Below are 23,575 nucleotides of genomic sequence, written 5' to 3'. Positions count from 1 at the left end.
CGACATTTCCTTCGGGTGTCGCCGCTTGTCTGCAGCGTACGATGATCCTCAGAGTCCGACCGCCTTCTTGAACGCCGGCCGCTCCATCAAATTCTTGCGCCATGTGGCAAGATTGCCGAAGGCCGGCAGATCCACCGGAAAATCGAGGCAGCGAATGACCACCGGCCCCAGCGCAATGTCGGCGATGGTGAATTTGTCGCCACCGGCCCATTTGGCCCCGTCGATTCCCTTGTTGAGAATCTCGAGCTGCGTGGTCAGATCCTTGGCGTCGGCATCCCAGCTGGCCGCCCGCTCGCCCGGCGCCTTCTTGGCTTCCTTGAAGATACCGAGGTAAGAAGGATTCAAGGCCGCCAACATCCAATCCATCCAGCGCTCGACCTTTGAACGTTGGGCCGGATCGGCCGGATAGAGGTCGGCGTTGTTCTGCTTGTTGCAAAGATAACGCAGGATCGTGTTGGATTCCCAAATCACGACCTTGTCATCAACCAGGGTCGGCACCTTGCCATTGGGATTGAGGCTGAGATAGGCGGCGTCCGTCGTATTGTTGAACTGGCGGCCGTAATCCTCGCGGGTGTAGGGCAGGCCCAGTTCCTCCAACAGAAAGATCACCTTTTGCACGTTGCCGGATGTATTCCGGCCTAGAAGTCTCAACATGCTGCCTGTCTCCCCATTGTCGGCGCTGTCATGCGCGCCTGTTTGTATCGATACACTGGCTCAGCCTTTCGGCTTGTAGGCGATGGCATCCATCTCGATCTTGCATTCGATGACTGCGCGCGCCTCGACCGTCGTCCGCGCCAGTACGCCCTGCGGAAAATATTCGGCAAAGATTCGGTTGTAGCGGCCGAAATTGCGCGCATCTTCCAGAAAGATCGTCATCTTCACGATGTCCGACAGCTCAGCTCCTTCGAGCGCCAGAATGCGACGGACAGATTCAATCGTCCAGCGGGTTTCCTCTTCTATATTGCCTGCACACATGTTTCCGTTTTCATCCTTGGCGACTTGTCCCGATACAAAGATGAAGTCGCCGGCACGCACGGCAGGATGGAACGGCAGGTTCGGGTTTTTCTTTCCGATCGGTTGAATTTTGTCACCCATCCCAATCTCTCCTAAAACACATTCGTCTCGATGATGTCGACACCACGCTGCCGGTCGATGAGATAGATGAAGCCGCGATCATCCATGGTGACATCGTTGGACGAGGCAAGATCAAACCCCTGCGGCGCATCGGTTTCATAGAAGCCGACCTCGACCGGCTTGAACGGATCGGCAAAGTCGATGAGGCGCATGCCCTGTGCGAACCAGGCGAAGGGAATGATCGTGCCGCTGAAGCGCTCGGATGGCTGGTGGCAGCCCATCATCGGCGGCTGTGGCGATCCGTCCTTGTCGAGGCCCTCGACCTGAAAGGTCGAGATCGGGATCGGGCAATGCTCGTTGGTGATATCATAGACCCAGGTGAAGGCGGGTGCTGCCGGCCACAGCTTCGCCACATCCTCATCCGCCACGATCATGATGTCGCGGCCTTTGAGCTTCTGCTTCAGGCGCAGGCAGGTGTGGGTGGGATGCGGAAAGGTGGGCGAGGTGTTGACGGCTGAGATGAGTTTGGGGCGTGCCATATCCTCAATGTCGAGGATGAAGAAACCGTGATGCCAATAGCTGACATATAGCCGATTGCCGACCCGCAACGGATGATGGCAGCGCGGCGGCGTCCAATTGTCCCAGGGATATTCCTCACCACCTGCCTTCCACTGCCCCGGAATCCACCAGCGGCCGACTTCTTCCGGCTTGGTCGGGTCCTTCAAATCAAGGATCATGGCGATGTTGCCGACATAACCCTCGGCGGTCGGCGAGATATAGGCATAGCGGCCATCGAAATCGTAGCGATGGACCCCCTTGCCATAAGTGCGCCACTTGCTGATGAGCTTGGGGTCCGCCGGCTTCGATACATCATAGATGCCGAGGCCGCCGCCGAACTCGGCATCGCCCTCCATGCCCTGGCGTTCATGGTTGACGATCATCAGATCATTGGCGACGCGCACCTTGTGCGAATGCCAGCCATGGGGCATTTCGATACGCGCCAGCTGCTTCGGGTTCCGCGGGTCGGACACGTCGACGATGGTGGTGCCGGTAGGCTGGCGCATATGGCCGATATAGAGAATGCGGTTCTCGACCCAGACCTGACCGCCGCCGGGACAATCGACATGGCCGATCAGCTTGGTGTTCTTGCTCTTCGCCATAATGCGATGGTCCTGGTTACGCGAGACGGACGGTTTCGCCGGTCTTGGTCTTGCCGTGTTTCTGATAGAGTGCGAGCGCCTTCAAGGTCGGCTCGTCGCTGGCCACGAACAGGATGGCGGGATCCTTGTCCGATGTATTGACATGCTCACACCATTCGCCACCGGGGACGGCCATGGTGTCGAAGGGCGACCAATCAATCCGCTTGCCGCCCACGATGCTGTAGCCGCTGCCCTCGAAGGGCGAGATGGTGAGGCTGGCATTCTGTTTCAGGGGCAGGGTCTTCTCGCCGGGGCGCAGCATCTGCATGAAGAAGGTCATGGTCTTGAAGATGCTCTGCCCATTGGTGGGATCGACATATTCAATCATCAACGCTTCATGGGGATCGCCGTCATAGTTCTTCGCGCGCTCCAGCGCTTCGCGCATCATGTCCCAGCGATAGACATACATGGGCGACGCAAAGCCGGTGCCGCGATTGTGTGAGACAAAGCGTGGCTTCAACCCGCCGCTGCCGTAGATCGCCTGCGAGTAGTTCTCCGGGAAACGTTCCGACTGCATGACACGGCGAACGCGCTTGCCCTCTTCCTCCTCGGTGTAATCATGTTCGAAATACATGGCACAGAGAGTTTCGACGAGCGGCAGATCGAGGACGCTGAGATTGATCGCGTTCTCATTGCCCCGGTTGCCGTGATTGTGCCAGGTGTCGTGGGGGGTCAGCACGAGATCGCCGGGCCCGAAGGTGATGTTCTCGCCCTCGACGCCGGTGAAGTTCTGAGCACCGGTCAGCCCCAGGCGAATGGCGTTGGGGGAATGCCGGTGCGGCGGCATGATCTCGTTGGGATCGTTGAGGCGGTAGGCCACATAGAGTGTCGAGACGGCGGCGCGCTTGGGCGCCATGCCGGGATTGACCAGCACCAGGGAGCGTCGCTCCGAGCTTTCGGTGGTGATCAGTTCGGCGGAGCGATAGAGCAGCGGCTCGATATCACCCTTATAGGTCCAGCTGAAGGGGACAGCCTTGCGGGTGTCGCGGATCTGCTTGTCTTCGTCATTCTTGACGCTGCGGTCGACCACCCAGAAGGGCGCCATATTGTGGGCCGCCACATCGGCATGGAGATCGTCCAGCGCTGCCTGCAGATTGGAGCCATCGAGCTTCTGTGCCGAACTCATCCGCCTCTCCCACATCGCGGCGGCAGATCCTTGGCGGGACCAATTTCCGGCTGCGACGATTAAATTGGTTCGTTCCGTGTCAGCAACTGACCATAACCGTAACCATTCCGACCGAATGCCGTCAACAGCGATCCAATTATCGGACCAATTTCCTGTGCCTCATCGTCCGCTTACGTAGAAATTTGGGCCGCGCCGAGCGAACCATTCCACCAAGGTCTGCTCGAAGCCAACCTGCGCAATCTTTACTTTAGCCGCATTGCAGCGCATGATGCGCGTCATCAGAGGGTTGTGGCCCGCGAACCACCGGCGAACCATAAACCCGCCCACGACCTGAACCAGAGCTACCAACGGACAGAACCGATGCTGCAGAACGCGGACCAGACCCTCAACAAATTGCGCCGGCTGATCATGGATGGTGCCATTGGTGCGGATGGGCGCATGCCGCCGGAACGGCATCTGGCCGACGAGCTTGGTGTCGGGCGCCGCTCGCTGCGCCGGGCCCTCGACATCCTGGAACAGGAAGGCCGCATCACCCGCGAACAGGGCCGCGGCACCTTCGTCCATGCCAACAGCAATCGCGAGGTGGCGGCAACGGGCGCCGCGCGCAGCAACGGCCATACGGGCGCCAACGGGTCCAATGGACATGCTGCAGATGCCGGGATCGGTGCCGCCTTTGCCGCCATTCCCTTTGACCGCATCCTGGAATTCACCAACCCGATTGAGGTTTCCGAAGTGCGCCTCGCCGTCGAACCGGTGATCGCGCGCCTGGCGGCACTCCGCGCCTCGCAGGCCGATATCAGGCGCCTGGAAGGGGCACTCCAGGAAACCAAGACCGCGACCGACCCGCTGGTCTATGAGAAGGCGGACGAGAAGTTCCACCGCATCATTGCCGAGGCAGCACGCAACGCCTTGTTCCTATCGTTGTTCGACACGTTCGGCGCCAGCAGGCGGGATGCCACTTGGCGGCGCCTCAGCGAAAACGCCCATTGCTTCAAGCGCCAGGCGGTCCATGCCGCCTCGCATGAGGAGATCTATGAGGCGATCGCCGCGCGCAATTCCGAACGCGCCTATGAATGCATGTACCGGCATTTGAGCGACATCCAGCGGCATATCTATACCTATGCCTTCCCGCAGGAACCGGCGGAACAGCGCTCCTAAGTCCCTATTGGTCCGCTAACAAACCAGTCACCCGCGCAGTTGTACCAATAGCGGCGACGGCGCGAAAGGCCTCGCGCTCTCGATCTCATGGGCAAGCTGCAGCAAGGTGGCGTCGCCGCCCAGGGGTGCTGCGAGCTGAATGCCCACGGGCAGCCCATCGTTCGATTGCGTGATCGGCACGGTGATCGCGGGTTCGCCCGTCACATTGTAGGTTGCGGTGAAGGGCGAGAAGCGCAGCATGCGCGCGACATGCAGCGCCACATCATCATGATCGGTCGGAAAGGCGCCAAGCTGTGGCGCCGGCCCGGCCAAGGCTGGTGTCAGCAGAACATCGACATCGTCCCACAGCAGAGCCATCTGCCGCGCAAAATACTGCCCGGTGCGGATGCTGGCGACGTAATCTGCCGCCATCATGCGGCGGCCGGCTTCGGCTGCGGCGAGATTGATCCGCTCCATCTCATCATCCCGCGGACCACGACCGAGAAGGCGTGCAAGGTCTGCTGCATCCGCCGCCGCCTGGGCGCAGACCTGGACGAGATAGACCTGGCGCGGGATCTGCAATTCATCTTCATGGATCGGCAAGGCGATCGACGTCACATGATGGCCGAGATCGGTGAGAAGTCTTGCGGCCTCATCGAGCGCACGCAGGGTCTCGGGCGATAGCGTCACATCATCCAGGTGCTGATGGTTGATGCCGACGCGTAATCGTGCGCCCTGCTTCTGCAGCACCTGCAGGAAGCCACCCAAAGGCGGGGTCGGCGCCGCATAGGGGGCCCCCACATCGGCGCCACAGATCGCATCAAGCGCTGCTGCACTGTCGCGGACTGTGCGGCTGACGACACCTTCGCTCACCAGCCCGGCATAGATGTCGGCATGGGCCGGCCCCTGGGCCAAAGCACCACGCGAGGGTTTCAAGCCGATGAGCCCGCAGGCGGCCGCCGGAATCCGGATCGAGCCGGCGCCATCGGTCGCATGGGCCAAAGGCACCAGGCCGGCCGCTACCGCTGCAGCGGACCCGCCCGAAGACCCGCCGGTCGAATGCGCGAGGTTCCAGGGATTGCGGCTGGGGCCGAACATCACTGGTTCGGTCGTCACGTTGAAACCCAGTTCAGGAAGATTGGTCTTGCCGAGGATGCGCAAGCCAGCGCCCTTGAAGCGTACGGTCAGAGTGTCGTCGACATCCGGTGGCGGCAGATGCGCAAGATAGCGGCTGGCGCCCGTCGTGGAGACGCCCTTGAGCGCACCGCCGATATCCTTGAGGAGGAACGGCACGCCGTAAAAGGGCGCCATTTCATCGGCAGACGAGTCTGCAGGTGCCGCGAACAGCTCGACGATGGCGTTGATCTCAGGGTTGGTGGCGGCGATCACATCGCGGGCGGCATCCAGCACCTCGTCCGCGGAAACCTCGCGCCGCCTGATGAGGTCGGCGAGGCCCAATCCATCCTGTGCCAGATAATCGGCGCGGTTCATGATCAGGCGAGTGCGTCGCCAAGTGCCGCGATCGCGATGGATTCAGCGCGGATCTCGGCCAGCACCTCACGCTGCAGGCGCGTGAACTCCGCCGATCCCATCATCTCATAGGTGCGCGGGCGCGGCAGGTCGATGGGAATGATGCTTTTGATATGGCCCGGCCGGTTCGACATGATGGCGACGCGGTCCGACATATAGACCGCTTCCTCGACATCATGGGTCACGAACAACACGGTCAGGCGATGCTGTTCCCAGATGCGCGCCAGCAATTCCTGCATGTGGTGGCGCGTCAGCGCATCGAGAGCGCCGAAGGGCTCGTCCATCAGCAGCATGTTGGGGCGATAGGAGAGCGCCCGGGCGATCGCGACACGCTGCTTCATGCCGCCGGAAAGCTCACTGGGGAACGAATCGGCAAAACCATCGAGCCCCACCAGGGAGAGATGCGAGCGGGCAATGTCGCGGGCTTCCTTGCGCGACTTGCCGGCCGCCAGAAGCGCGAATTCGACATTGCCGAGGGTGGTGAGCCAGGGCAGCAAGGTATAGCTTTGAAACACCACGCCGCGGTCGAGGCCTGGCCCCTTGATCGGCTGGCCATCGATGGTCACCGACCCGGTATCGTGGCTTTCAAGACCGGCGACGATGGAAAGCAAGGTCGACTTACCGCAGCCCGATGTCCCCACCAATGACACGAACTCATTCTCGCCGATGGTGAGGTCGACACCCTTGAGTGCCACGACATCGCCGCGATCGCCGCGAAACGTTTTGCCGAGGCCGGTAATGGTCAGCTTGGGCGCGTTCATCGCGACTGCCTCAGATAGCGGAAGAGCTTGCGGCTGGCCCATTTCATGGCCTGGTCAGTGGCAAGGCCCAGAATGCCGAGCAGCAGCAGATAGCCAAAGATGGTGTCGGTCTGGAAGAAACGCTGCGCCGTGGTGATGCGGTAGCCGAGGCCGGAGGTGGCTGCGACCAGCTCGGCAACCACCAGCCAGGTCCAGGCCCAGCCTAAGCTGATGCGCATCGAATCCCAGATCGCCGGCATGGCCGAAGGCAGAATGATGCGCGTCAGAATCCGTGTTTCCGGCATCTGCAACGTGCGGCCGAGATTGATGAAATCGCGCGGCACGGATTTGACATTGTCCATGACGAGCAGCACCTGCTGGAAGAAGGTGCCGATGAAGATGATGAGGAATTTCTGCGTATCACCCGTGCCGGTCCACAGGATGGTCAAGGGCACGAAGGCCACCACCGGCATGTAGCGGATGAAATCGACCAGCGGTTCGATCGCTGCTTCCCATGCCCGGTAGGAGCCGATGAGAATGCCGATCGGCAAGGCAAAGGCGGTGGAGATGAGAAAGCCCAGCGAAATGCGATAGATGCTGATCAGCATATCGTCGAGCAGCTTGCCGCTTGCTGCCAGTTCCTGCAGCCGCGCCATCACTTTCCCCGGCGGCGGGAGGAACAAAGCTGTTACCCAGCCGGCCCATGTCACAAGCCACCAGGCTAGCCCCAGCACCAGAAAGACCAGGATGGCAATGGTGATGAACTGGCGGGAACCCACCGAGGCGGTCAATGAAAAGAGACCGCCGGATGTAGATGCCGGGGGAGTGGATAAAGCTTTCTTCTCCCCCGGCTCAAACTTGGGCGGCATGGATTTAGAGCGCCTCGACGAAACGCTTGTCGATCAGCTTGGCAAGATCCACGTCGGCGCTGAGAAGGCCCGCGGAGGTCGCGGCCTTCTTCACTTCCGGCACGACCTTGTTCACGAAATCGCCGGTGAGCTGGGTCTTGTTCTCGGCCACCGTGAAATATTTGACGCCGTCGAACGCAGTTGCCAATTCTTCGGGCTTGGCACCCACGGCTTCGGAGATGATGACGCGGCCACCGGCCGTGTCCTTCATGTAATCGGCAACGGCCGCATCCCAGGCCTTCAGCAGCGCCAGGACCTGGCCCGGCTTTTCCGCCAGGAAATCTTCGCGCACCACGAAGACATCCGAGATARGACCCGGATTCTCGCCGGCCGAATACAGCATCTTCACTTTGGGATTCTGCTGCATGGCGAGCGTGAGGTACGGCTCGTAAGTGACGGCGACCGGCACCTTGCCGGCGATGAGGGCGGAGCCGGCGTCGGATGCCGGCATCGGCACCTTCTGGATGTCATCCAAGGTCATGCCGTTCTGCGCCAGGGCATAGTTCAGCAGGATGTGGCTGGTGGTGCCTTCCTCGAACGCGACCTGCTTGCCCTTGAGATCGGCCACCGAAGCGATCGAGCCATCGGTGATCATGGCATCGGCGGTCATCGAAACGTCGAGGAGCGCAATGATCTTGATCGGCAGGCCGGCTGCAGCAAAAGCCATTGCGGTATGTGTGGCGATGTTGCCGCACTGAACCTGCCCCGCCGCCAAGGCAGCGTTCAAATCGGCATCGGTGTTGAAGTTGACGATCTCGACCTCCGGCAGACCGGCAGCTGCGAACAGGCCCTTCTTGGCAGCGATATGCCATTGGCCGTAACCAAGCCATGGCTCGATCGCCATTTTGATGGCGCCGGCTTCGGGCGTCGTCGGAATGGATTGAGCGAAAGCATTTTTGACCAGGCTGCCGGCCGCCAGCGTGGCCGCACCAGCCTGCAAGACCTGACGCCTATTCGGTGTCCAGTTCATGATTCATCTCCCTCTTTATACGTCGTTCCCCGTTCCGGCGGCGATAGTGATGGGCCGCCTGGAAGCTTGTCAAGCAAACGCCCCCGTTTACGTCAGCAGTTTGGCGCGAATCTCGGAAACCGCGTTGGCATGGGCGTCAAAACCCTCATAGGTCGCAAGCACGCGTGCATGTTTGGCAAGCTCGGGATAGCCGGCCGAGGTCACATAGCCCACCGAGATGCGCTTCATGAAATCGAACACCGAGAGCGGCGAATGGGTCATGGCGGCTCGGCTGGTGGGGAGGACCGCATTGGGACCGAGCACAAAATTACCCAACGTCACCGGCGTGTGCTTGCCGAGCAGCACTTCGCCAGCATTCTCGATGCGCCCCAGATAGGCAAAGGGCTCGTCGGACAGGATTTCCAGATGTTCCGGCGCATAATCGTTGATGAAGTTGATGGCGCTGTCGATGTCGGGGGTGAGCACCACACCACCGCTGCGCCCGGAAAGGACAGCGGACGAAAAGGCGACACGCTGCTCAGACATCTTTGCCCAATAATCAGGCAGCGCCTTGATGTCGGCCTCGGCCACCTTGGCGCTGGGTGTGACCAGATAGGCCGATGAATCCGGCCCGTGCTCGGCTTCGACCAGCAGATCGAGCGCGGCAAGACGCCCGTCCACCGTCTCGTCGGCAAAGATGATGGATTCGCTGGGGCCGGCCGGAATGCCTGGATCGATCACATCCGATAGCAACCGTTTCGCCGCCACCACATAGGGGCTGCCTGGCCCCAGAACCTTGGCGCATTTCGGCACGGTCTGCGTGCCATAAGCCACGGCGGCAATCCCCTGGGCGCCGCCGCATTTAAAGACCTTGTCGACACCGGCCAGACGCGCTGCGACCAGGGTTGCCGCATCGATCTTGCCGTCCGGCCCCGGGGGCGTGATGACACAGATATTCTTCACGCCCGCCACCACCGCTGGCACAGTCGTCATCATGACGACGCTGGGGAACGAGCCCTTGCCGCGCGGCACATAGCAGGCAACAGACGGAATGGGGCGGAAGCGATCGCCGGCAAAAGCGCCCGGCCGCATTTCATGAAGCCACATTTCCTCAGGCTTCTGATCGGTGTGGAACTTGCGGATGTTTTCGACCGCAAATTCGATGGCGGCGATCACCTCCGGCTCAACCGCCTTGAAGGCCGCGTCGAAATCGGCGGAGGTCGCCGCGATCTCACCGGCCTTCACCGGCGATTTGTCGAACTCATTTGCAAAGCGCGCCAGCGCCACATCGCCTTCCTGGCGCACGGCCTCGATGATCGGGCGCACACGGTCGAGGAACGGTCCGAGGTCGGCCTCGGAGCGCTTTAACAGATTGGCGCGCGCTTCGGGGCTGAGGCGCGCGAGGTCATGCAGATTGACGCTGCCCTTGGACATGGACTTATCCATTCAGTCAGATTGTGCGGAAGTCAGATCGAGGCAAGATAGCCACCGTCGACCGGCATGTAAATTCCGGTGACATAGGCTGCGGCATCTGAGCTCAGGAAAATGGCGGCACCGACCAGATCGTCGAGTTTGCCGAAGCGCTGGAGCGGGATCTTGGCCAGCATGGCAGCGGACCAATCCGCATTCTCATAAAAGACGTCGGTCAGCGCCGTGCGGAAATAGCCTGGGCCCAGGCCATTGACGCGGATACCCAGGGGCGCCCATTCGGCCGACAAGGCCCGGGTCATGCCGAGGAGGCCGCTTTTCGACGAGCCATAAGGGACCGCCGTGGGAACACCTACCTCCGAGGTCAGCGAGCACATGTTGAGGATCGAACCACCCCGACTCCGCTCCTGACCGCCCTGGCTCATGATTTTGGCTGCGGCCTGTGCGCAGAAGAAGGCGCCCTTCAAATTGGTATCGAGGATCTTGTCCCACAGCGCCTCATCCACATCGAGGGACGGGCAGATCTGTTCCATGCCGGCATTGTTGACCAGGATATCGAGCCCACCCAGCGCCTGAGCCGCCGCCTCGACGCCCGCGCGGCAGGAGGCGACCTCCGCCACATCCATCTCGATGGCAAAACCCTTGCCGGCAATCTGCTGCAGCGTGTCGTCGAGCCCGGCCCTGGATCTGGCACTTACCGCAACACTGGCGCCGGCCTGCGCCAGGCCGATGGCGATGGCCTGGCCGATGCCGCGGCTGGCGCCGGTCACCAGGGCACGCTTGCCGTCAAGGCTGAAACGGGAAAGGTCGACTTTCATGGGAAGCCCGCGCTAGAAGTCAAAACTGAAGATCGCAGCATAGCCGAAAAGACCGACCTGTCATGTCACTCCAAGCCCCCTCCCTCACAGCACGCGCCAGGGCCCTGGCCAAGACCGGCGATGTGACGGGGGCTGCAATTCTCATCCGTGATCTGCTGCAGGCCAAGTTCGGCTTCGAGGCGGAAGATATCCGCATCAATGTCGACATCTACAGCCTCAATTCTTTGAACGGATTCTTCACGGCGGCCGGCCGGGCCTATTTCTTCAAATTCCATCAGGAGGAGAATGAGGAGGCGATGGCTGGCGAATATTACCGCGCCGGCCTGTTGGCCGAAGCCGGCTTGCCGGTCGACCAGCCGCTCCATGTCTCCACCGAACCCGGCGAACAGATCCTGGTCTATCGCCGCCGCGAGGACCAGCGCTTTGCCGATGTGCTGAAGGAACTGGATTTTAGCAACGACCCTGCTGCCATCGACCGTGCCGTCGCGGCGGAACGCACGCTCAATCAGGAACTGATGGCGGTCTATGCGAGAACCCTGCATCCGATCGACGCCACACAGTCTGCTGCCGAACCGATCCACCGCCTGTTCCATGCGCGTCTTGTTGATGCCGACAGGCCTGGCACCATCGGCGGCCGGTTCGGCAGCTTCTATCGCGGGCAGATGTTCGAGTTCCCCGGCCTCACCTTGTCCTGGGACGAGCTCAAGGATCTGCACTTCGTGGTCAATGGCGTGCGTTACCGCGATACGCTGGCAACCCTGTTCGATGATTCGTTCAGGCTGCTGGCCCCCGCGACCTTTGCCGGTTCCGCCGGCGTCACCGCCCATGGCGATGCGCACAACGCCAATGTCTGGTTCGAGGATCATGGATCCGAAGCTAGGCTGGTGATGTTCGATCCGGCCTTTGCCGGCCGCCACGTACCGGCCCTGCTCGCCGAGGTGAAGACGACCTTCCACAACATCTTTGCGCACCCATTTTGGCTCTATGATCCCGGTGCGGCTGCTTCGCATTTTCACGCCAAAGTATGGCGTGTCGGCGATACGCTGCAGGTCGAAACCGACTGGCAACCGAGTCCGGTCCGGTGGGCGCTTCTGGCGGCGAAACGCGATCTGCTGTGGCGGCCCCTGCTCCAGGAACTGGCCACACGGCATCTGCTGCCGGCAAATTGGCGGCGGCTCATCCAGCTCGCCCTCTTCCTGTGTCCGACCCTGGTCATGAATTTGCGGGCCGGCGGCGGCAGCCATAATCCGGCCTCGTCTGCGATCGGCTTTGCCACGGCGGTGGCCATGGGCAGTGACGCTTTGGCAGGAGATGGGCTAATTTCATCATTCCTTGATAAGCTCACACCCGAATCGGCCGGCCCAGCTTCACATTCGTGAAATCCCGTCGACGGATACTTGACATTTCTCCGCCAAGACATATTCTCTAGTTACCCTATAGAGATTTCAGAATGCTGTCGCAAAAAGCCAAATACGCCATGCGGGCCCTGCTCTATCTCGCCAAGGCCCAGTCAGACGACCCCGTTGGAATCGCCGAAATCGCCGCCAAGCAGGCTGTGCCGCGCAAATTCCTGGAGCTTATCCTCCTGGAACTCAAGCGGAATGGCTTCGTGCAGAGCTTTCGCGGCAAGCATGGCGGCTATGCCCTGGCCAAGGCGCCGGAAGACATTCATTTTGGCGAGGTCATTCGCCTCATTGACGGGCCTCTGGCGGCGCTGCCCTGTGCCAGCCTGACGGCTTATCGTCGCTGCAGCGATTGCGAGGACGAGGCGACCTGCGTTATTCGCCGTGTCCTGAAGCAGGTGCGCGATGCCTCTTCCGGCATTCTCGACCGCACCAGCCTCTCCGACGTGCTCGATGGGCGCGCCGGCGAACTGGTCATGGGAGACGGTATCTAGCGCAGATCTGGCGGGTCCTATTCCCCACCATTTTTTGAGCAAATACACTAGTAAGAAGATAGATAAGATCGCCCTTGAATAAGGCCTTTGGCCAGAGTTGGGGCCGCTGTTTCATGGGTGAGCGATGTCTACACAAGCCGGCATTTTGGGAAATTGGAAGCGACCGAGCGTGTTGCCGGGATTCGGCCTCACGCTGGGCTATGTTCTTTTCTACCTCAGCATCATCGTGCTGCTGCCGCTGGCAGCGCTTATCATGCGCCCGACCGAACTGGGCCTTTCCGGATTCTTTGACACGGTGATGACGCCGCGCGTGCTGTCGTCCTTGCGCGTCAGTTTCGGAACGGCAGCCATCGCTGCCGGCATCAACGGCGTCTTTGGCCTCGTCATCGCCTGGGTGCTGGTGCGTTATGAATTTCCCGGGAAGCGCCTCATCGATGCCTTTGTCGATCTGCCTTTCGCGCTGCCCACCGCCGTGGCCGGCATTGCGCTCACAACGCTCTATGCACCCAACGGCTGGATCGGGTCGCTGCTGACACCCCTTGGTATCAAGGTCGCCTTTACCCCGCTCGGCATCGTCATCGCCCTCATCTTCATCGGCCTGCCTTTCGTGGTCCGCACAGTGCAGCCGGTGCTCCTCGATTTCGAGACGGAGTTGGAGGAAGCGTCAGCCAGCCTCGGTGCCAACCGGCTGCAGGTCTTTGCGCTGGTGATCCTGCCCTCGATCATGCCAGCGCTCCTCACCGGCATCGCCTTGGCCTTTGCCCGCGCGGTCGGCGAATATGGCTCGGTCATCTTCATCGCCGGCAACATGCCGATGAAATCCGAAATAGCCCCGCTGCTCATCGTCAGCAAACTGGAGCAGTTCGACTATGCGGGGGCTGCCGCCATTGCCGTCGTCATGCTGGCGATCTCCTTTGTCATGCTGCTGGTGCTCAACGTCATCCAGCGCTGGGCACGGCGTCACGAGGACAGCGACCGATGAGCAGCAACACCCGTCCCAACAAGCCCCTGGCCCTCCAGGACCCGGCGATCGTACGCTGGGGCCTCATTGGCCTGGCGCTCGCCTTCATCCTGCTGGTGCTGTTCCTGCCGCTGATCTCGGTGTTCCTGGAAGCCTTGCGGCATGGTCTTGGCGCCTATTTCGCCGCTGTCATCGAGCCGGATGCGCGCGCAGCCATTCTGCTCACCCTTGAGGTGGCAGCCATTGCTGTCCCACTCAATGTTGTCTTTGGCCTCGCCGGCGCCTGGGCGATCGCCAAGTTCGAGTTCCGCGGCAAGAGCATCCTCCTCACCCTGGTCGACCTGCCGTTCTCGGTCTCGCCGATCATCTCCGGCCTCATCTATGTGCTGCTCTATGGTGCGCATGGCTGGTTCGGGCCGACCCTGGCCGAATGGGGCGTCAAGGTGATCTTCAATGTCGCGGGCCTTGTGCTGGCGACGATCTTCGTGACCTTCCCCTTCGTCGCACGCGAACTCATCCCACTCATGCAGGAGCAGGGAACCGAGGAGGAAGAAGCCGCCATCTCCCTGGGCGCCGGCGGCTGGCAGACCTTCCGCATGGTGACGCTGCCCAATGTTGCCTGGGGCCTGCTCTATGGCGTGCTGCTGTGCAACGCCCGCGCCATGGGTGAATTCGGTGCAGTCTCGGTTGTTTCCGGCCATATCCGCGGCCAGACCAATACGATGCCGCTCCATGTCGAGATTCTCTACAATGAATATGATTTCGTCGGCGCCTTTGCCGTCGCTTCGCTGCTGGCCTTGCTGGCGCTGGTGACCCTGGCCGCCAAATCCTTCCTGGAATGGCGCTACGGCGACCGGCTCAGTGCCGGCCGTGCCCATTGAGCGCGATAAAGGAGATCCCCATGGGCCTGCAGGCGCAAGGTATCGTCAAGACATTCGGGACCTTCACCGCGCTCCGCGGTGTCGACATCGACATCGCCAAGGGCGAATTCGTGGCATTGCTGGGGCCAAGCGGGTCCGGCAAGACCACCTTGCTGCGCATCCTCGCCGGCCTCGACGGCCAGGACGAAGGCACGGTGCTGTTCAACGATGAGGACATGACGGGGCGCAAGCTGCGCGACCGGCGCGTCGGCTTCGTGTTCCAGCATTACGCCTTGTTCAAGCATATGACGGTCGCCGAAAATATCGGCTTCGGCCTGCGCGTGCGGCCGCGTGAACAGCGGCCCGAGAAGGCCGAGATCAAGCGGCGCGTCGACGAACTGCTGCACCTCGTACAGCTGGAGCGGCTCGGCGACCGCTATCCCAGCCAACTGTCCGGCGGTCAGCGGCAGCGCGTGGCGCTTGCCCGGGCGCTCGCCATCGAACCTTCGGTCCTGCTGCTGGATGAACCATTCGGGGCACTCGACGCCAAGGTGCGCAAGGAATTGCGCCGCTGGCTGCGGCGCCTCCATGAAACGATGAACCTCACCAGCATCTTCGTCACCCACGACCAGGAGGAAGCCCTGGAGCTTGCCGACAAGGTGGTGGTGATGAACAACGGCCTCATTGAACAAGTGGGCACGCCGGAAGCGGTTTATCACAAGCCGGAAACGGCCTTTGTCTATGAGTTCCTCGGTGGCGCCAACCGCGTGCCGTGCGAAATCATCGGCGGCGTCGTCAAGATCGGCCGCACCATTGTTCCCGCCCCGCAAGCCGCCGACAAACCCGACGGCAAGGGCATCGCCTATGTCCGTCCGGAGGAGATCACCTTTGGTGCAGCCGACGGCCCCGGCGTGCCTGCCATCATCCAGCATGTCTTCCGCGCCAGTCCCTTGCCGCGGGTCGAAGTGCAATTGGTTGATACGGCACTCTCCCTTGACGTAACCTTGCCGCCTGAAGCGTTGGGTGCCGCGATGGCAAAGGGACAACGGGTGACGGTGAACTTCGCCAAGTTCGACGTACTGCCCGCACAATGATCTGGGCATAAATGGATCAAGCGAGTCTTTTGGGCGGCGAAATCTGGTTTCTCGTCGGCATTCTGGCGCTAGCCGGCTGCGGGTCCGGGTTCCTTGCCGGCATGCTGGGGGTGGGTGGCGGCATCGTCGTTGTCCCGGCCCTGTTCCAGGTACTGATCGCCTTCGATGTGCCTGACGATCTCCGGATGCATATCGCGGTCGGTACCTCGCTGGGATCCATCGTCCCTACCTCGATCATCTCCCTGCGGTCACACAACAAGCGCGGTGCCGTCGACTGGCAATTGCTCAAATCATGGGGGCCATGGATTGCGCTGGGTGTCATTCTCGGCTCGTTCATTGCCAGCGAAGTGCGCGGCGCCACGCTCACGCTGGTCTTTGCCATCATGAGTCTGCTGGTGGCCAGCTATCTCGCGATCGGCCGGGCCGACTTCCATCTCACCGACAAATTGCCGGGAACACCGGTGCGCCAATTGATCTGCCTGTTCATCGGCAGCGTCTCCGCCATGATGGGGATCGGCGGCGGCAGCCTCTCTGTTCCGGCGATGACCCTCTGCTCCTATCCGATCCGGCGTGCGGTCGGCACTGCATCGGCAATCGGCCTCATAATCGCCGTGCCGGGGACGCTCACCTTCATTGCTACCGGCTGGGATGAAGGTGCCTTGCCCGTGGCGTCGCTGGGCTATGTCAACCTATTGGCGGTGGCAGCGCTGGTGCCGAGCAGCTTGATCTTTGCCCCTATCGGCGCCAAGGTCGCGCATACGGTGCCGCAGATCGTGCTGCGCCGATGCTTTGCGGGCTTCCTGCTGCTCACCTCGCTACGCATGTTCTATTCGCTTCTCTGAAGGTACTTCCATGAAAAGCTATGGTTTCGGAATCATCGGCCTTGGTGTCATGGGGCAGGAGATGGCCGAGCTGCTCTCCGCCCATCCACGCTTTCACGTCGTCGCCGGTTTCGATCCCGCGCGACCCCAGGTTCCGTTTCCGCTGCTGGCAGATGCAGCTTCCGTGGTCGCCGATCCAAAAGTGGACGCGATCTACACAGCGACCCCGCCGGCATTGCATGAATCGATCGTGCGCCTGGCGGTTGCGGCCAAGAAGCCCATTCTGTGCGAGAAGCCGCTCTCCGCGACCATTCCGTCGGCGCGGCTGTGCTGCGATCTGGTGGCAGGTGCCGGGATTCCGGCCGCCGTCAACTTTTCGTTCGCCGCCCGCGACGTGCCGGTGCGCATCGCGCGCGTGGTCAAGAGCGGCGCATTGGGCAGAGTCGAAAGCGCGCATCTGCGCGTCCGTTTCGGGCAATGGCCGCGCGGCTGGCAGTCGGGTGCCGGCGCCTGGCTCGCCCAGCCGGCAGAAGGCGGTTTCACCCGTGAGGTCGTGTCGCATTTCGTGTTCCTCGCCAACCGCCTGTTCGGGCCCGGCACGCTCGTCGCCAGCGACGTCGAACGCGGCACGGTCGGCACCGAGACCAAACTCCACGCGACGATCCAATATCCGACGGTCAACTTCACGATAGATGCCGGCATCGGTGGCGATCGCGACGACGACAACCGGTTCACCGTCACGGGCAGCCACGGCGAGATCTCATTGGTCGATTGGCGGCTTCTCGACTATTCGGGTGATGCGGGTCCCGCCCTGCCGGAAACCTCGCAGCTCGATGCCCTGGCCGATCTTCTCGACGGGAAGCCTAATCAGCTTGCAAGTTTCACTGAGGGTCTCGCCGTTGCTGAATTGATCGAGGCGATGCTCGCCACTTCATAAGGATCCCTGCCATGAGTTTCGATTTCAAGCAGCGCCGCGTGATCGTGACCGGTGGCAGCCGTGGCATCGGGCGCTCGATTGCACTGGGCTTCGCCGCCGCCGGCGCTGATATCTCCATCTGCGCCCGGGGTGCCGCCACCCTTGAAGCCACCCGCCAGGAGCTTGCCGCCTTCGGCCATAAAGTCCATGCAGCGACCTGCGATCTCGCTCAGGAAGCTGCGATCAAGGGATATGTCGCCGATGCGGCCGCCGCATTGGGCGGCATCGATGTCCTGGTCTGCAATGCGTCCGGCATCGACAATACCGGCGACAGCTGGGTCGATTGCTTCAATGTCGACGTGATGGCAGCGGTGCGCGCAGCGGCTGCGGCCGAGCCGTTCCTCGCCAAATCGGGGCAAGGGGCGATCATCAATATCAGCTCGATTTCCGGCTTGAAGCCGTCGGTCAATGACCCGGCCTATGCCGCGGCAAAGGCGGCGCTGATCAATCTCACCACGTCGCAGGCTGTTGGCTTGGCAGTGCAGAAGATCCGCGTCAACGGCGTGGCACCCGGATCGGTGGACTTTCCCGGTGGCTATTGGGACCGGTGCCGGATCGAGACGCCACACGTCTATGAAGAGGTGAAAGCCGGCATTCCCTTCGGCCGCCACGGTACGCCGGCTGAAATCGCCAATGCCGTGCTGTTCCTCGCCTCACCCCTGGCCAGCTGGATCACCGGCCAGACGCTGGTGGTGGATGGCGGGCAGGTATTAAGGGCGTAATTTCTTCGCCTCCCCCCTTGAGGGGGAGGCCGCGCGATAGCGCGGGAGGGGGTATCTATCCGCCAATCCGCTGCAGCGAAACTGAAATGGACCTTACCCCCCTCCCCGCCCTCCCCCTCAAGGGGGGAGGGAAAGCAAAACAAGCAGCCTCTCAACTCCAATCCTGCAGCGCGGGCAGTGCATCAACGAACACGGCCTTGCGCTTGGGCATACCGCCCAGTTCCAGGATCAGCTCGATGATCCGCTCCAGCCCCAGCCCCACGCGCATGTTGGCAAAGACGAACGGTTTTTCGCCACGCTGCTTCTTGGCGTCCGTCGCCATGACGTCGAGATCGGCATGAACGATGGGAGCAAGATCCACCTTGTTGATGACCAGGATGTCGGAGCGTGTGATGCCAGGCCCACCTTTCCGCGGGATCTTGTCGCCCGCGGAGACGTCGATCACATAGATGGTGAGGTCCGCCAATTCCGGCGAGAAGGTGGCGCTGAGATTGTCGCCCCCTGATTCCACGAACAGCAATTCCAGCTTCGGAAAGCGGCCCACGAGATCGTCGACGGCGGCGAGGTTGATCGAAGCATCCTCGCGGATCGCCGTGTGCGGACAGCCGCCGGTTTCGACACCGGAGATGCGCGCCGTCGGCAGCACGCCGGCGCGGTTGAGGAAGGCCGCATCCTCGCTGGTGTAGATGTCATTGGTGATGACGGCGATGTCGTAGGTCTCGGCGAGACACCGGCACAGGCGTTCCAGCAAGGCCGTCTTGCCGGAACCGACCGGGCCACCGATGCCGATGCGAATGGGAAGCGTCATGAGCGGAACAACCTCGTATATTGGGTTTCGTGTTTCATGCTCGACCAATCGACGGCAAGCGCGCTGCCGCCGAGATCGTCGAGCGAGAGATCGGATAGCGTCTTCACATAGCCGATGGTGCGCGGCTCCAGCGCCGCCACGATGCGCAGGCCATCGCTCTGGCCGAGCGGCACCAGGCGGATGCCGGCCGAGATGAGATTGTTGGCAAAGGCCGTGAGATAGGCCTCAAGTGCCATCGCTTCCGGGATGCCGGCCACCGCGCACAGGCAACCGACGATGATGGGATAGGTCAGCTGGCAGGATGCCATGGCCTTGACGGGAGCGGCATCGGCGTAAGTGGGCCAGCCGCTGGCGACCGCTTTCAGAAAGGCAACGCCTTGTGCCGTCGATTCCTGCGCCAGCTCTGCGGTACCGCGCAATGCAGCCGCCTGATGAGCAATCGCGATGAGACCGTCATAAGGCGGCCGCCCTGCCGCGCGATGTGCCGCCAATAGAAACATCCCGTCATTGCGCCCGGCGCCGAAACGCAAGATGCCGTCAACCCAATCGGTCAGCTGCGCCGCGTTGCGCACCAGGCCAGCCTCGATCGCATATTCCAGCCCATGAGAATAGCTGAAGCCGCCCACAGGAAAGGCCGGCGACAGCCAGGTCAGCAGGCGTGTGGCCGTGCCGACATTCACCCCCCCAGCGTCATCCCCGGGCTTGACCCGGGGATCTGCCTGCAGCGCCTCGGCAGCTGAACCTGATCCCCGGGTCAAGCCCGGGGATGACGACTGAGAGGACGCAAACATCTCGCCTCCCTCAATGCTCATGCGTATGCGGTCCATGTTCATGATCATGGTGTGCGGCGTCACCGCCGGCATAGGCGCCACCTTCCGGGTGGAACGGGGCCTCGACGGTACCAAGTTCGGCGCCGAGCCCTTTCAGCATCGCGCGCAAGACGGCGTCATCGACCAGGCGCAACGACTGGTCACCCACCATTTCCGCCGCGGTATGCCGATTTCCGACATGCCAGGCGAGGCGCGCAAGATGTTTTGCATCCTTGGCACGCGCCTCCAGCAAGGTCTCGACGGCCGCAACGACCTTGATGAAGCCGTGGCCCATCAATTGCAGGCCGTCACCATCCGCGAGGCGCATCGGCCGTTCGAGATCAAGCAGGAACGGCTTGCCGCCATCGTCGGTGAGGCGGATACGTCGCCGGCAGCGATCGGCGTAGATGAGTGTCACGGTTCCCACCATCTGCGCCACCGGCCAATAGCCGGACGGAATGACCGCTGTCGCCCGCTTAAGCTGCTCGCTTGTCAGTGACTGGGCCATGATCAGAACAGGAAATAACGTTGGGCCATGGGCAGTTCCTTTGCCGGCTCGCAGGTCAGCAGCTTGCCATCGGCGCGCACTTCATAGGTTTCGGCATCGACCTCGATCGCCGGCATCGCGTCGTTATGGACCATATCCTTCTTCGAGAGGTGGCGCGTGTCCTGGACTGCCACCAATTGCCGCTGCAGGCCGAGGCGACTCCCGACACCCTGATCCAATGCCGCAGCACTGAGGAAGGTCACAGCACTTTCCTTGAGAGCCCCACCGAAGGCACCGAACATGGGCCGGTAATGCACCGGTTCCGGCTTTGGGATCGAGGCATTGGGATCGCCCATGGGGGCTGCGATGATCATGCCGCATTTCAGCACCATGTCCGGCTTCACGCCGAAGAAGGCCGGGCGCCACAACACGATGTCGGCAAGCTTGCCCACGGCAATCGAGCCGATCTCTTTCGACATGCCCTGTGCGATGGCGGGATTGATCGTGTATTTGGCGAGATAGCGTTTGACGCGGTTATTGTCATTCTCGGCCGGATCGCCGGCAAGACTGCCGAACTGCGCCTTCATCTTATGTGCCGTCTGCCAGGTGCGGATGATCACCTCGCCCACCCGGCCCATGGCCTGGCTGTCCGACGACATCATGCTGATGGCGCCCATGTCGTGCATCAGATCCTCGGCGGCGATGGTTTCGCGCCGGATGCGGCTTTCGGCAAAGGCGATGTCTTCGGGGATACGCGGATCGAGATGATGGCACACCATCAGCATGTCGAGATGCTCGTCGAGCGTATTCACCGTGAAGGGCCGCGTCGGGTTGGTCGAGGATGGCAGCACGTTGGACAAGCTGCACAGCTTGATGATGTCCGGCGCGTGGCCACCACCCGCCCCTTCGGTGTGATAGGCGTGAATGACACGGTTCTTGAACGCCGCCACCGTGCGCTCGACGAAGCCGGATTCATTCAAGGTATCGGTATGAATCGCGACCTGGATGTCCATGGCGTCCGCGACTGACAGGCAATTGTCGATGGCGGCCGGCGTCGTACCCCAATCCTCATGCAGCTTCAAGCCGCAGACACCGGCCTGAATCTGCTCGATGAGTGCATCCGGTTTCGAAGTGTTGCCCTTGCCAAGCAGCCCGATATTGACCGGAACGCCTTCCAGCGCCTGCAGCATGCGACCGATATGCCAGGGGCCTGGCGTGCAAGTGGTGGCCGAGGTGCCTTCCGCCGGCCCCGTGCCACCGCCGATCATGGTGGTGACACCGGAATTGATTGCCTCTTCCGCCTGCTGCGGGCAGATCCAGTGGATGTGGGAATCGACGCCGCCCGCGGTGAGGATGCGGCCTTCACCGGCGATGATCTCAGTCCCCGGGCCGATGATGATGTCGACACCGGGTTGCGTGTCCGGATTGCCGGCCTTGCCGATGGCAGCGATGCGGCCACCCTTCAGGGCGACATCGGCCTTGATGATGCCCCAGTGATCGAGGATGACGGCATTGGTGATGACGGTGTCGACGGCGCCTTCCGCCCGCGTGCGCTGCGATTGCGCCATGCCGTCGCGGATCGATTTGCCGCCACCGAATTTCGCCTCTTCGCCGGGGATGCCAAGATCTCTTTCGATCTCGATGATGAGATTGGTATCGGCGAGGCGCAGGCGGTCACCGGTTGTGGGGCCATAGGTCAGGCCATAGGCGCTGCGATCCATGCGGTAAGCCATGTCTCAGCCCTCCAGCTTGCCGTCGACGAGACCGCCGAAGCCATAAATGATGCGGTCGCCACCGAAGGCGACCAGATTGACCTCGCGGCTCTGCCCCGGTTCGAAGCGGACGGAGGCGCCGGACGGAATGTCGAGCCGGAAGCCGCGCGCGGCGGCGCGGTCGAAGGAAAGCGCCGTGTTGGTCTCGAAGAAATGGAAATGACTGCCGACCTGGATCGGCCGGTCACCGGTGTTGGCGACGCGCAGTTTCACCGTGGCGCGCCCGTCATTGAGAACAATCTCGCCAGGCTTGGTCAACATTTCACCGGGTATCATCGGCGCCCCCTCAGCGGATCGGGTGGTGGACGGTGACGAGCTTCACCCCGTCCGGAAAAGTTGCCTCGACCTGCACCTCGTGCAGCATCTCGGCGATGCCATCCATGACCTGGGCGCGGGTGATGACGGTCGCCCCATCACGCATGAGGTCGGCCACCGACCTGCCGTCGCGGGCACCCTCGACGATATAGTCGGAGATGAGCGCGATGGCTTCCGGATGATTGAGCTTCACGCCCCGTTCCAGCCGGCGCCGCGCCACGATCGCGGCCATGGAGATCAGCAATTTGTCCTTCTCGCGCGGTGTCAGGCGCATGGGTGCAGTCCTTCAGGCATGCCAGAATGTCGGCAGATTGGCGGGGAGGTTGCGGGAAGAGGCGCGCAGCCCCATCCACAAAGCGGCGTAAGACGGCCTGATGTCGGCGGCATCGTCAGCCAGCCAGCGCACCAGCAGCACATTGTTGACGATGGTGGCTGCCGCACGCATCGCATTATTGGCAACGTTCAATCTCTCGCGCACCCAGGCCAGGGCCTCGCCGAGACCCGTGCCAACATGGATCAGCATGGCGCTGGCACGGGCGCCGGCCAGGGCTGCCGGATGACCCAGCATCGCGACGAGATCGGCGTCGGCGGCGTGGAAGATGTCGGCCCAGGCCGGCTTGCCTTCGCGCACGATCTGCCAGCCGTCATGGATGAGGCCGTGGGTCAGTTCCTCGCCGCGCGCCTGGCGGCCGAAGGCCAGGATCTCGCCGGCCAGCACGGCACTGCCCGCCTCCATCGACAGATGGGTGCGCCGGCGCAGGCGGGCACCATCGAACAGGATGGTTTCCTGCGGCAGCCATTCCAACCAGGCATCGGCTTTGAGGTCGAGATGGATATCGATCCGGGTTTCGGCACCGGTCGAGCGATAGAGCTTTTCCGCCGCCTGGCCGATCGCCATGGCGCCAGCGCCCTGGCCGATCTCGACCGAGATCCCCAGGCGGTCACCACCGGTGAAGCCGCCGCAGGTGGCTGTGATCGCGGTGACCGGCAGGCCCATGTTCGGGCAATGCGGAAAGAGGGCGCGCATCGGCGCCCGCTGGTCGAGATGGACGAGCCGCGTCTGTGAGAGCGAGGTGGGCCCGATAGGCCGGTCATTGGCAAATCTGATGTCGAGGCTGCCATCCATCTGCGCGATCCGCCCCAA

The 23,575-nt window shown here is 62.1% G+C and carries 26 protein-coding genes; 9 read left to right on the top strand and 17 right to left on the bottom strand.

The genetic code is table 11. The features are described from left to right. Positions 1–48 precede the first annotated feature (48 nt). Genes AC1DWZ_RS11395 through AC1DWZ_RS11380 form a run of 4 tightly spaced genes read right to left on the bottom strand, consistent with a single transcriptional unit; the run spans position 49 to position 3,399 of the window. Entirely contained in the window at positions 49–654 is a 606-nt protein-coding gene (locus AC1DWZ_RS11395; RefSeq protein ID WP_477169007.1) for a glutathione S-transferase family protein, read from the bottom strand. A gap of 60 nt (positions 655–714) precedes the next feature. Continuing rightward, entirely contained in the window at positions 715–1,095 is a 381-nt protein-coding gene (locus AC1DWZ_RS11390) for a RidA family protein (RefSeq protein WP_477169006.1), read from the bottom strand. Positions 1,096–1,106: 11 nt separating this feature from the next. Continuing rightward, positions 1,107–2,234, bottom strand: a complete 1,128-nt coding sequence (locus AC1DWZ_RS11385; RefSeq protein ID WP_477169005.1) for an LVIVD repeat-containing protein — start codon at positions 2,232–2,234, stop codon at positions 1,107–1,109. 16 nt (positions 2,235–2,250) lie between these two features. Beyond that, positions 2,251–3,399, bottom strand: a complete 1,149-nt coding sequence (locus AC1DWZ_RS11380) for a cupin domain-containing protein (RefSeq protein ID WP_477169004.1) — start codon at positions 3,397–3,399, stop codon at positions 2,251–2,253. Between the two features lie 360 nt (positions 3,400–3,759). Between AC1DWZ_RS11380 and AC1DWZ_RS11375 the strand changes: the two genes are divergently transcribed. Then, positions 3,760–4,557 (top strand): FadR/GntR family transcriptional regulator, encoded by a 798-nt coding sequence (locus AC1DWZ_RS11375; RefSeq protein WP_477169003.1) that lies wholly within the window; start codon positions 3,760–3,762, stop codon positions 4,555–4,557. Positions 4,558–4,584: 27 nt separating this feature from the next. On the opposite strand, the gene AC1DWZ_RS11370 is transcribed toward AC1DWZ_RS11375, so the two are convergent. The 6 genes from AC1DWZ_RS11370 to AC1DWZ_RS11345 form a co-directional block, all read right to left on the bottom strand. Continuing rightward, positions 4,585–6,027, bottom strand: coding sequence for an amidase (locus AC1DWZ_RS11370; protein ID WP_477169002.1), 1,443 nt, complete (start codon positions 6,025–6,027; stop codon positions 4,585–4,587). Positions 6,028–6,029: 2 nt separating this feature from the next. Then, complete coding sequence (locus AC1DWZ_RS11365; RefSeq protein ID WP_477169001.1) at positions 6,030–6,827, bottom strand: ABC transporter ATP-binding protein; 798 nt, start codon at positions 6,825–6,827, stop codon at positions 6,030–6,032. After that, on the bottom strand, positions 6,824–7,585 hold the full coding sequence (locus AC1DWZ_RS11360) for an ABC transporter permease (RefSeq protein WP_477169000.1): 762 nt from the start codon (positions 7,583–7,585) through the stop codon (positions 6,824–6,826). Before AC1DWZ_RS11360 ends, AC1DWZ_RS11365 begins: the two co-directional genes overlap by 4 nt. A 94-nt stretch (positions 7,586–7,679) precedes the next feature. Next, positions 7,680–8,684 (bottom strand): ABC transporter substrate-binding protein, encoded by a 1,005-nt coding sequence (locus AC1DWZ_RS11355; protein ID WP_477168999.1) that lies wholly within the window; start codon positions 8,682–8,684, stop codon positions 7,680–7,682. Between the two features lie 87 nt (positions 8,685–8,771). Beyond that, positions 8,772–10,097, bottom strand: a complete 1,326-nt coding sequence (gene hisD, locus AC1DWZ_RS11350) for a histidinol dehydrogenase (RefSeq protein WP_477168998.1) — start codon at positions 10,095–10,097, stop codon at positions 8,772–8,774. Between the two features lie 32 nt (positions 10,098–10,129). Continuing rightward, entirely contained in the window at positions 10,130–10,909 is a 780-nt protein-coding gene (locus AC1DWZ_RS11345; protein WP_477168997.1) for an SDR family NAD(P)-dependent oxidoreductase, read from the bottom strand. Positions 10,910–10,971: 62 nt separating this feature from the next. Between AC1DWZ_RS11345 and AC1DWZ_RS11340 the strand changes: the two genes are divergently transcribed. The 8 genes from AC1DWZ_RS11340 (at position 10,972) to AC1DWZ_RS11305 (ending at position 18,240) form a co-directional block, all read left to right on the top strand. Further along, positions 10,972–12,288, top strand: a complete 1,317-nt coding sequence (locus AC1DWZ_RS11340) for a hypothetical protein (RefSeq protein ID WP_477168996.1) — start codon at positions 10,972–10,974, stop codon at positions 12,286–12,288. A 71-nt stretch (positions 12,289–12,359) separates the two neighbouring features. Further along, the gene (locus AC1DWZ_RS11335) at positions 12,360–12,806 is read left to right on the top strand and encodes an RrF2 family transcriptional regulator (RefSeq protein WP_477168995.1); all 447 of its coding nucleotides are present in this window, start codon (positions 12,360–12,362) and stop codon (positions 12,804–12,806) included. Positions 12,807–12,930: 124 nt separating this feature from the next. Next, the gene (cysT, locus tag AC1DWZ_RS11330) at positions 12,931–13,788 is read left to right on the top strand and encodes a sulfate ABC transporter permease subunit CysT (protein WP_477168994.1); all 858 of its coding nucleotides are present in this window, start codon (positions 12,931–12,933) and stop codon (positions 13,786–13,788) included. Next, the gene (gene cysW, locus AC1DWZ_RS11325; protein ID WP_477168993.1) at positions 13,785–14,648 is read left to right on the top strand and encodes a sulfate ABC transporter permease subunit CysW; all 864 of its coding nucleotides are present in this window, start codon (positions 13,785–13,787) and stop codon (positions 14,646–14,648) included. Before cysT ends, cysW begins: the two co-directional genes overlap by 4 nt. Before the next feature lie 20 nt (positions 14,649–14,668). Next, on the top strand, positions 14,669–15,721 hold the full coding sequence (locus AC1DWZ_RS11320; protein ID WP_477168992.1) for a sulfate/molybdate ABC transporter ATP-binding protein: 1,053 nt from the start codon (positions 14,669–14,671) through the stop codon (positions 15,719–15,721). Positions 15,722–15,732: 11 nt separating this feature from the next. Next, entirely contained in the window at positions 15,733–16,563 is an 831-nt protein-coding gene (locus AC1DWZ_RS11315) for a sulfite exporter TauE/SafE family protein (protein ID WP_477168991.1), read from the top strand. Positions 16,564–16,573: 10 nt separating this feature from the next. After that, positions 16,574–17,479, top strand: coding sequence for a Gfo/Idh/MocA family protein (locus tag AC1DWZ_RS11310; protein ID WP_477168990.1), 906 nt, complete (start codon positions 16,574–16,576; stop codon positions 17,477–17,479). Positions 17,480–17,490: 11 nt separating this feature from the next. Further along, on the top strand, positions 17,491–18,240 hold the full coding sequence (locus AC1DWZ_RS11305) for an SDR family NAD(P)-dependent oxidoreductase (protein ID WP_477168989.1): 750 nt from the start codon (positions 17,491–17,493) through the stop codon (positions 18,238–18,240). 151 nt (positions 18,241–18,391) lie between these two features. On the opposite strand, the gene ureG is transcribed toward AC1DWZ_RS11305, so the two are convergent. The 7 genes from ureG to AC1DWZ_RS11270 all read right to left on the bottom strand — a co-directional run bounded on the left by ureG (position 18,392) and on the right by AC1DWZ_RS11270 (position 23,557). Beyond that, the gene (gene ureG, locus AC1DWZ_RS11300; protein ID WP_477168988.1) at positions 18,392–19,048 is read right to left on the bottom strand and encodes an urease accessory protein UreG; all 657 of its coding nucleotides are present in this window, start codon (positions 19,046–19,048) and stop codon (positions 18,392–18,394) included. Further along, entirely contained in the window at positions 19,045–19,728 is a 684-nt protein-coding gene (locus AC1DWZ_RS11295; RefSeq protein WP_477168987.1) for an urease accessory protein UreF, read from the bottom strand. Before AC1DWZ_RS11295 ends, ureG begins: the two co-directional genes overlap by 4 nt. Before the next feature lie 121 nt (positions 19,729–19,849). Beyond that, positions 19,850–20,365: an urease accessory protein UreE gene (locus AC1DWZ_RS11290; protein WP_477168986.1), complete on the bottom strand. Its 516-nt coding sequence runs from the start codon at positions 20,363–20,365 to the stop codon at positions 19,850–19,852. Positions 20,366–20,367: 2 nt separating this feature from the next. After that, the gene (gene ureC, locus AC1DWZ_RS11285; protein ID WP_477168985.1) at positions 20,368–22,077 is read right to left on the bottom strand and encodes an urease subunit alpha; all 1,710 of its coding nucleotides are present in this window, start codon (positions 22,075–22,077) and stop codon (positions 20,368–20,370) included. Positions 22,078–22,080: 3 nt separating this feature from the next. Continuing rightward, positions 22,081–22,392: an urease subunit beta gene (locus AC1DWZ_RS11280; RefSeq protein WP_477168984.1), complete on the bottom strand. Its 312-nt coding sequence runs from the start codon at positions 22,390–22,392 to the stop codon at positions 22,081–22,083. 10 nt (positions 22,393–22,402) lie between these two features. Continuing rightward, positions 22,403–22,705 (bottom strand): urease subunit gamma, encoded by a 303-nt coding sequence (locus AC1DWZ_RS11275; RefSeq protein WP_477168983.1) that lies wholly within the window; start codon positions 22,703–22,705, stop codon positions 22,403–22,405. A 12-nt stretch (positions 22,706–22,717) separates the two neighbouring features. Next, positions 22,718–23,557 (bottom strand): urease accessory protein UreD, encoded by an 840-nt coding sequence (locus tag AC1DWZ_RS11270; protein WP_477168982.1) that lies wholly within the window; start codon positions 23,555–23,557, stop codon positions 22,718–22,720. Positions 23,558–23,575 lie beyond the last annotated feature (18 nt).

The organism is Dongia sp. P2_B8 (assembly GCF_056404715.1).
This window is presented reverse-complemented; position numbering and strand designations above follow the sequence as displayed.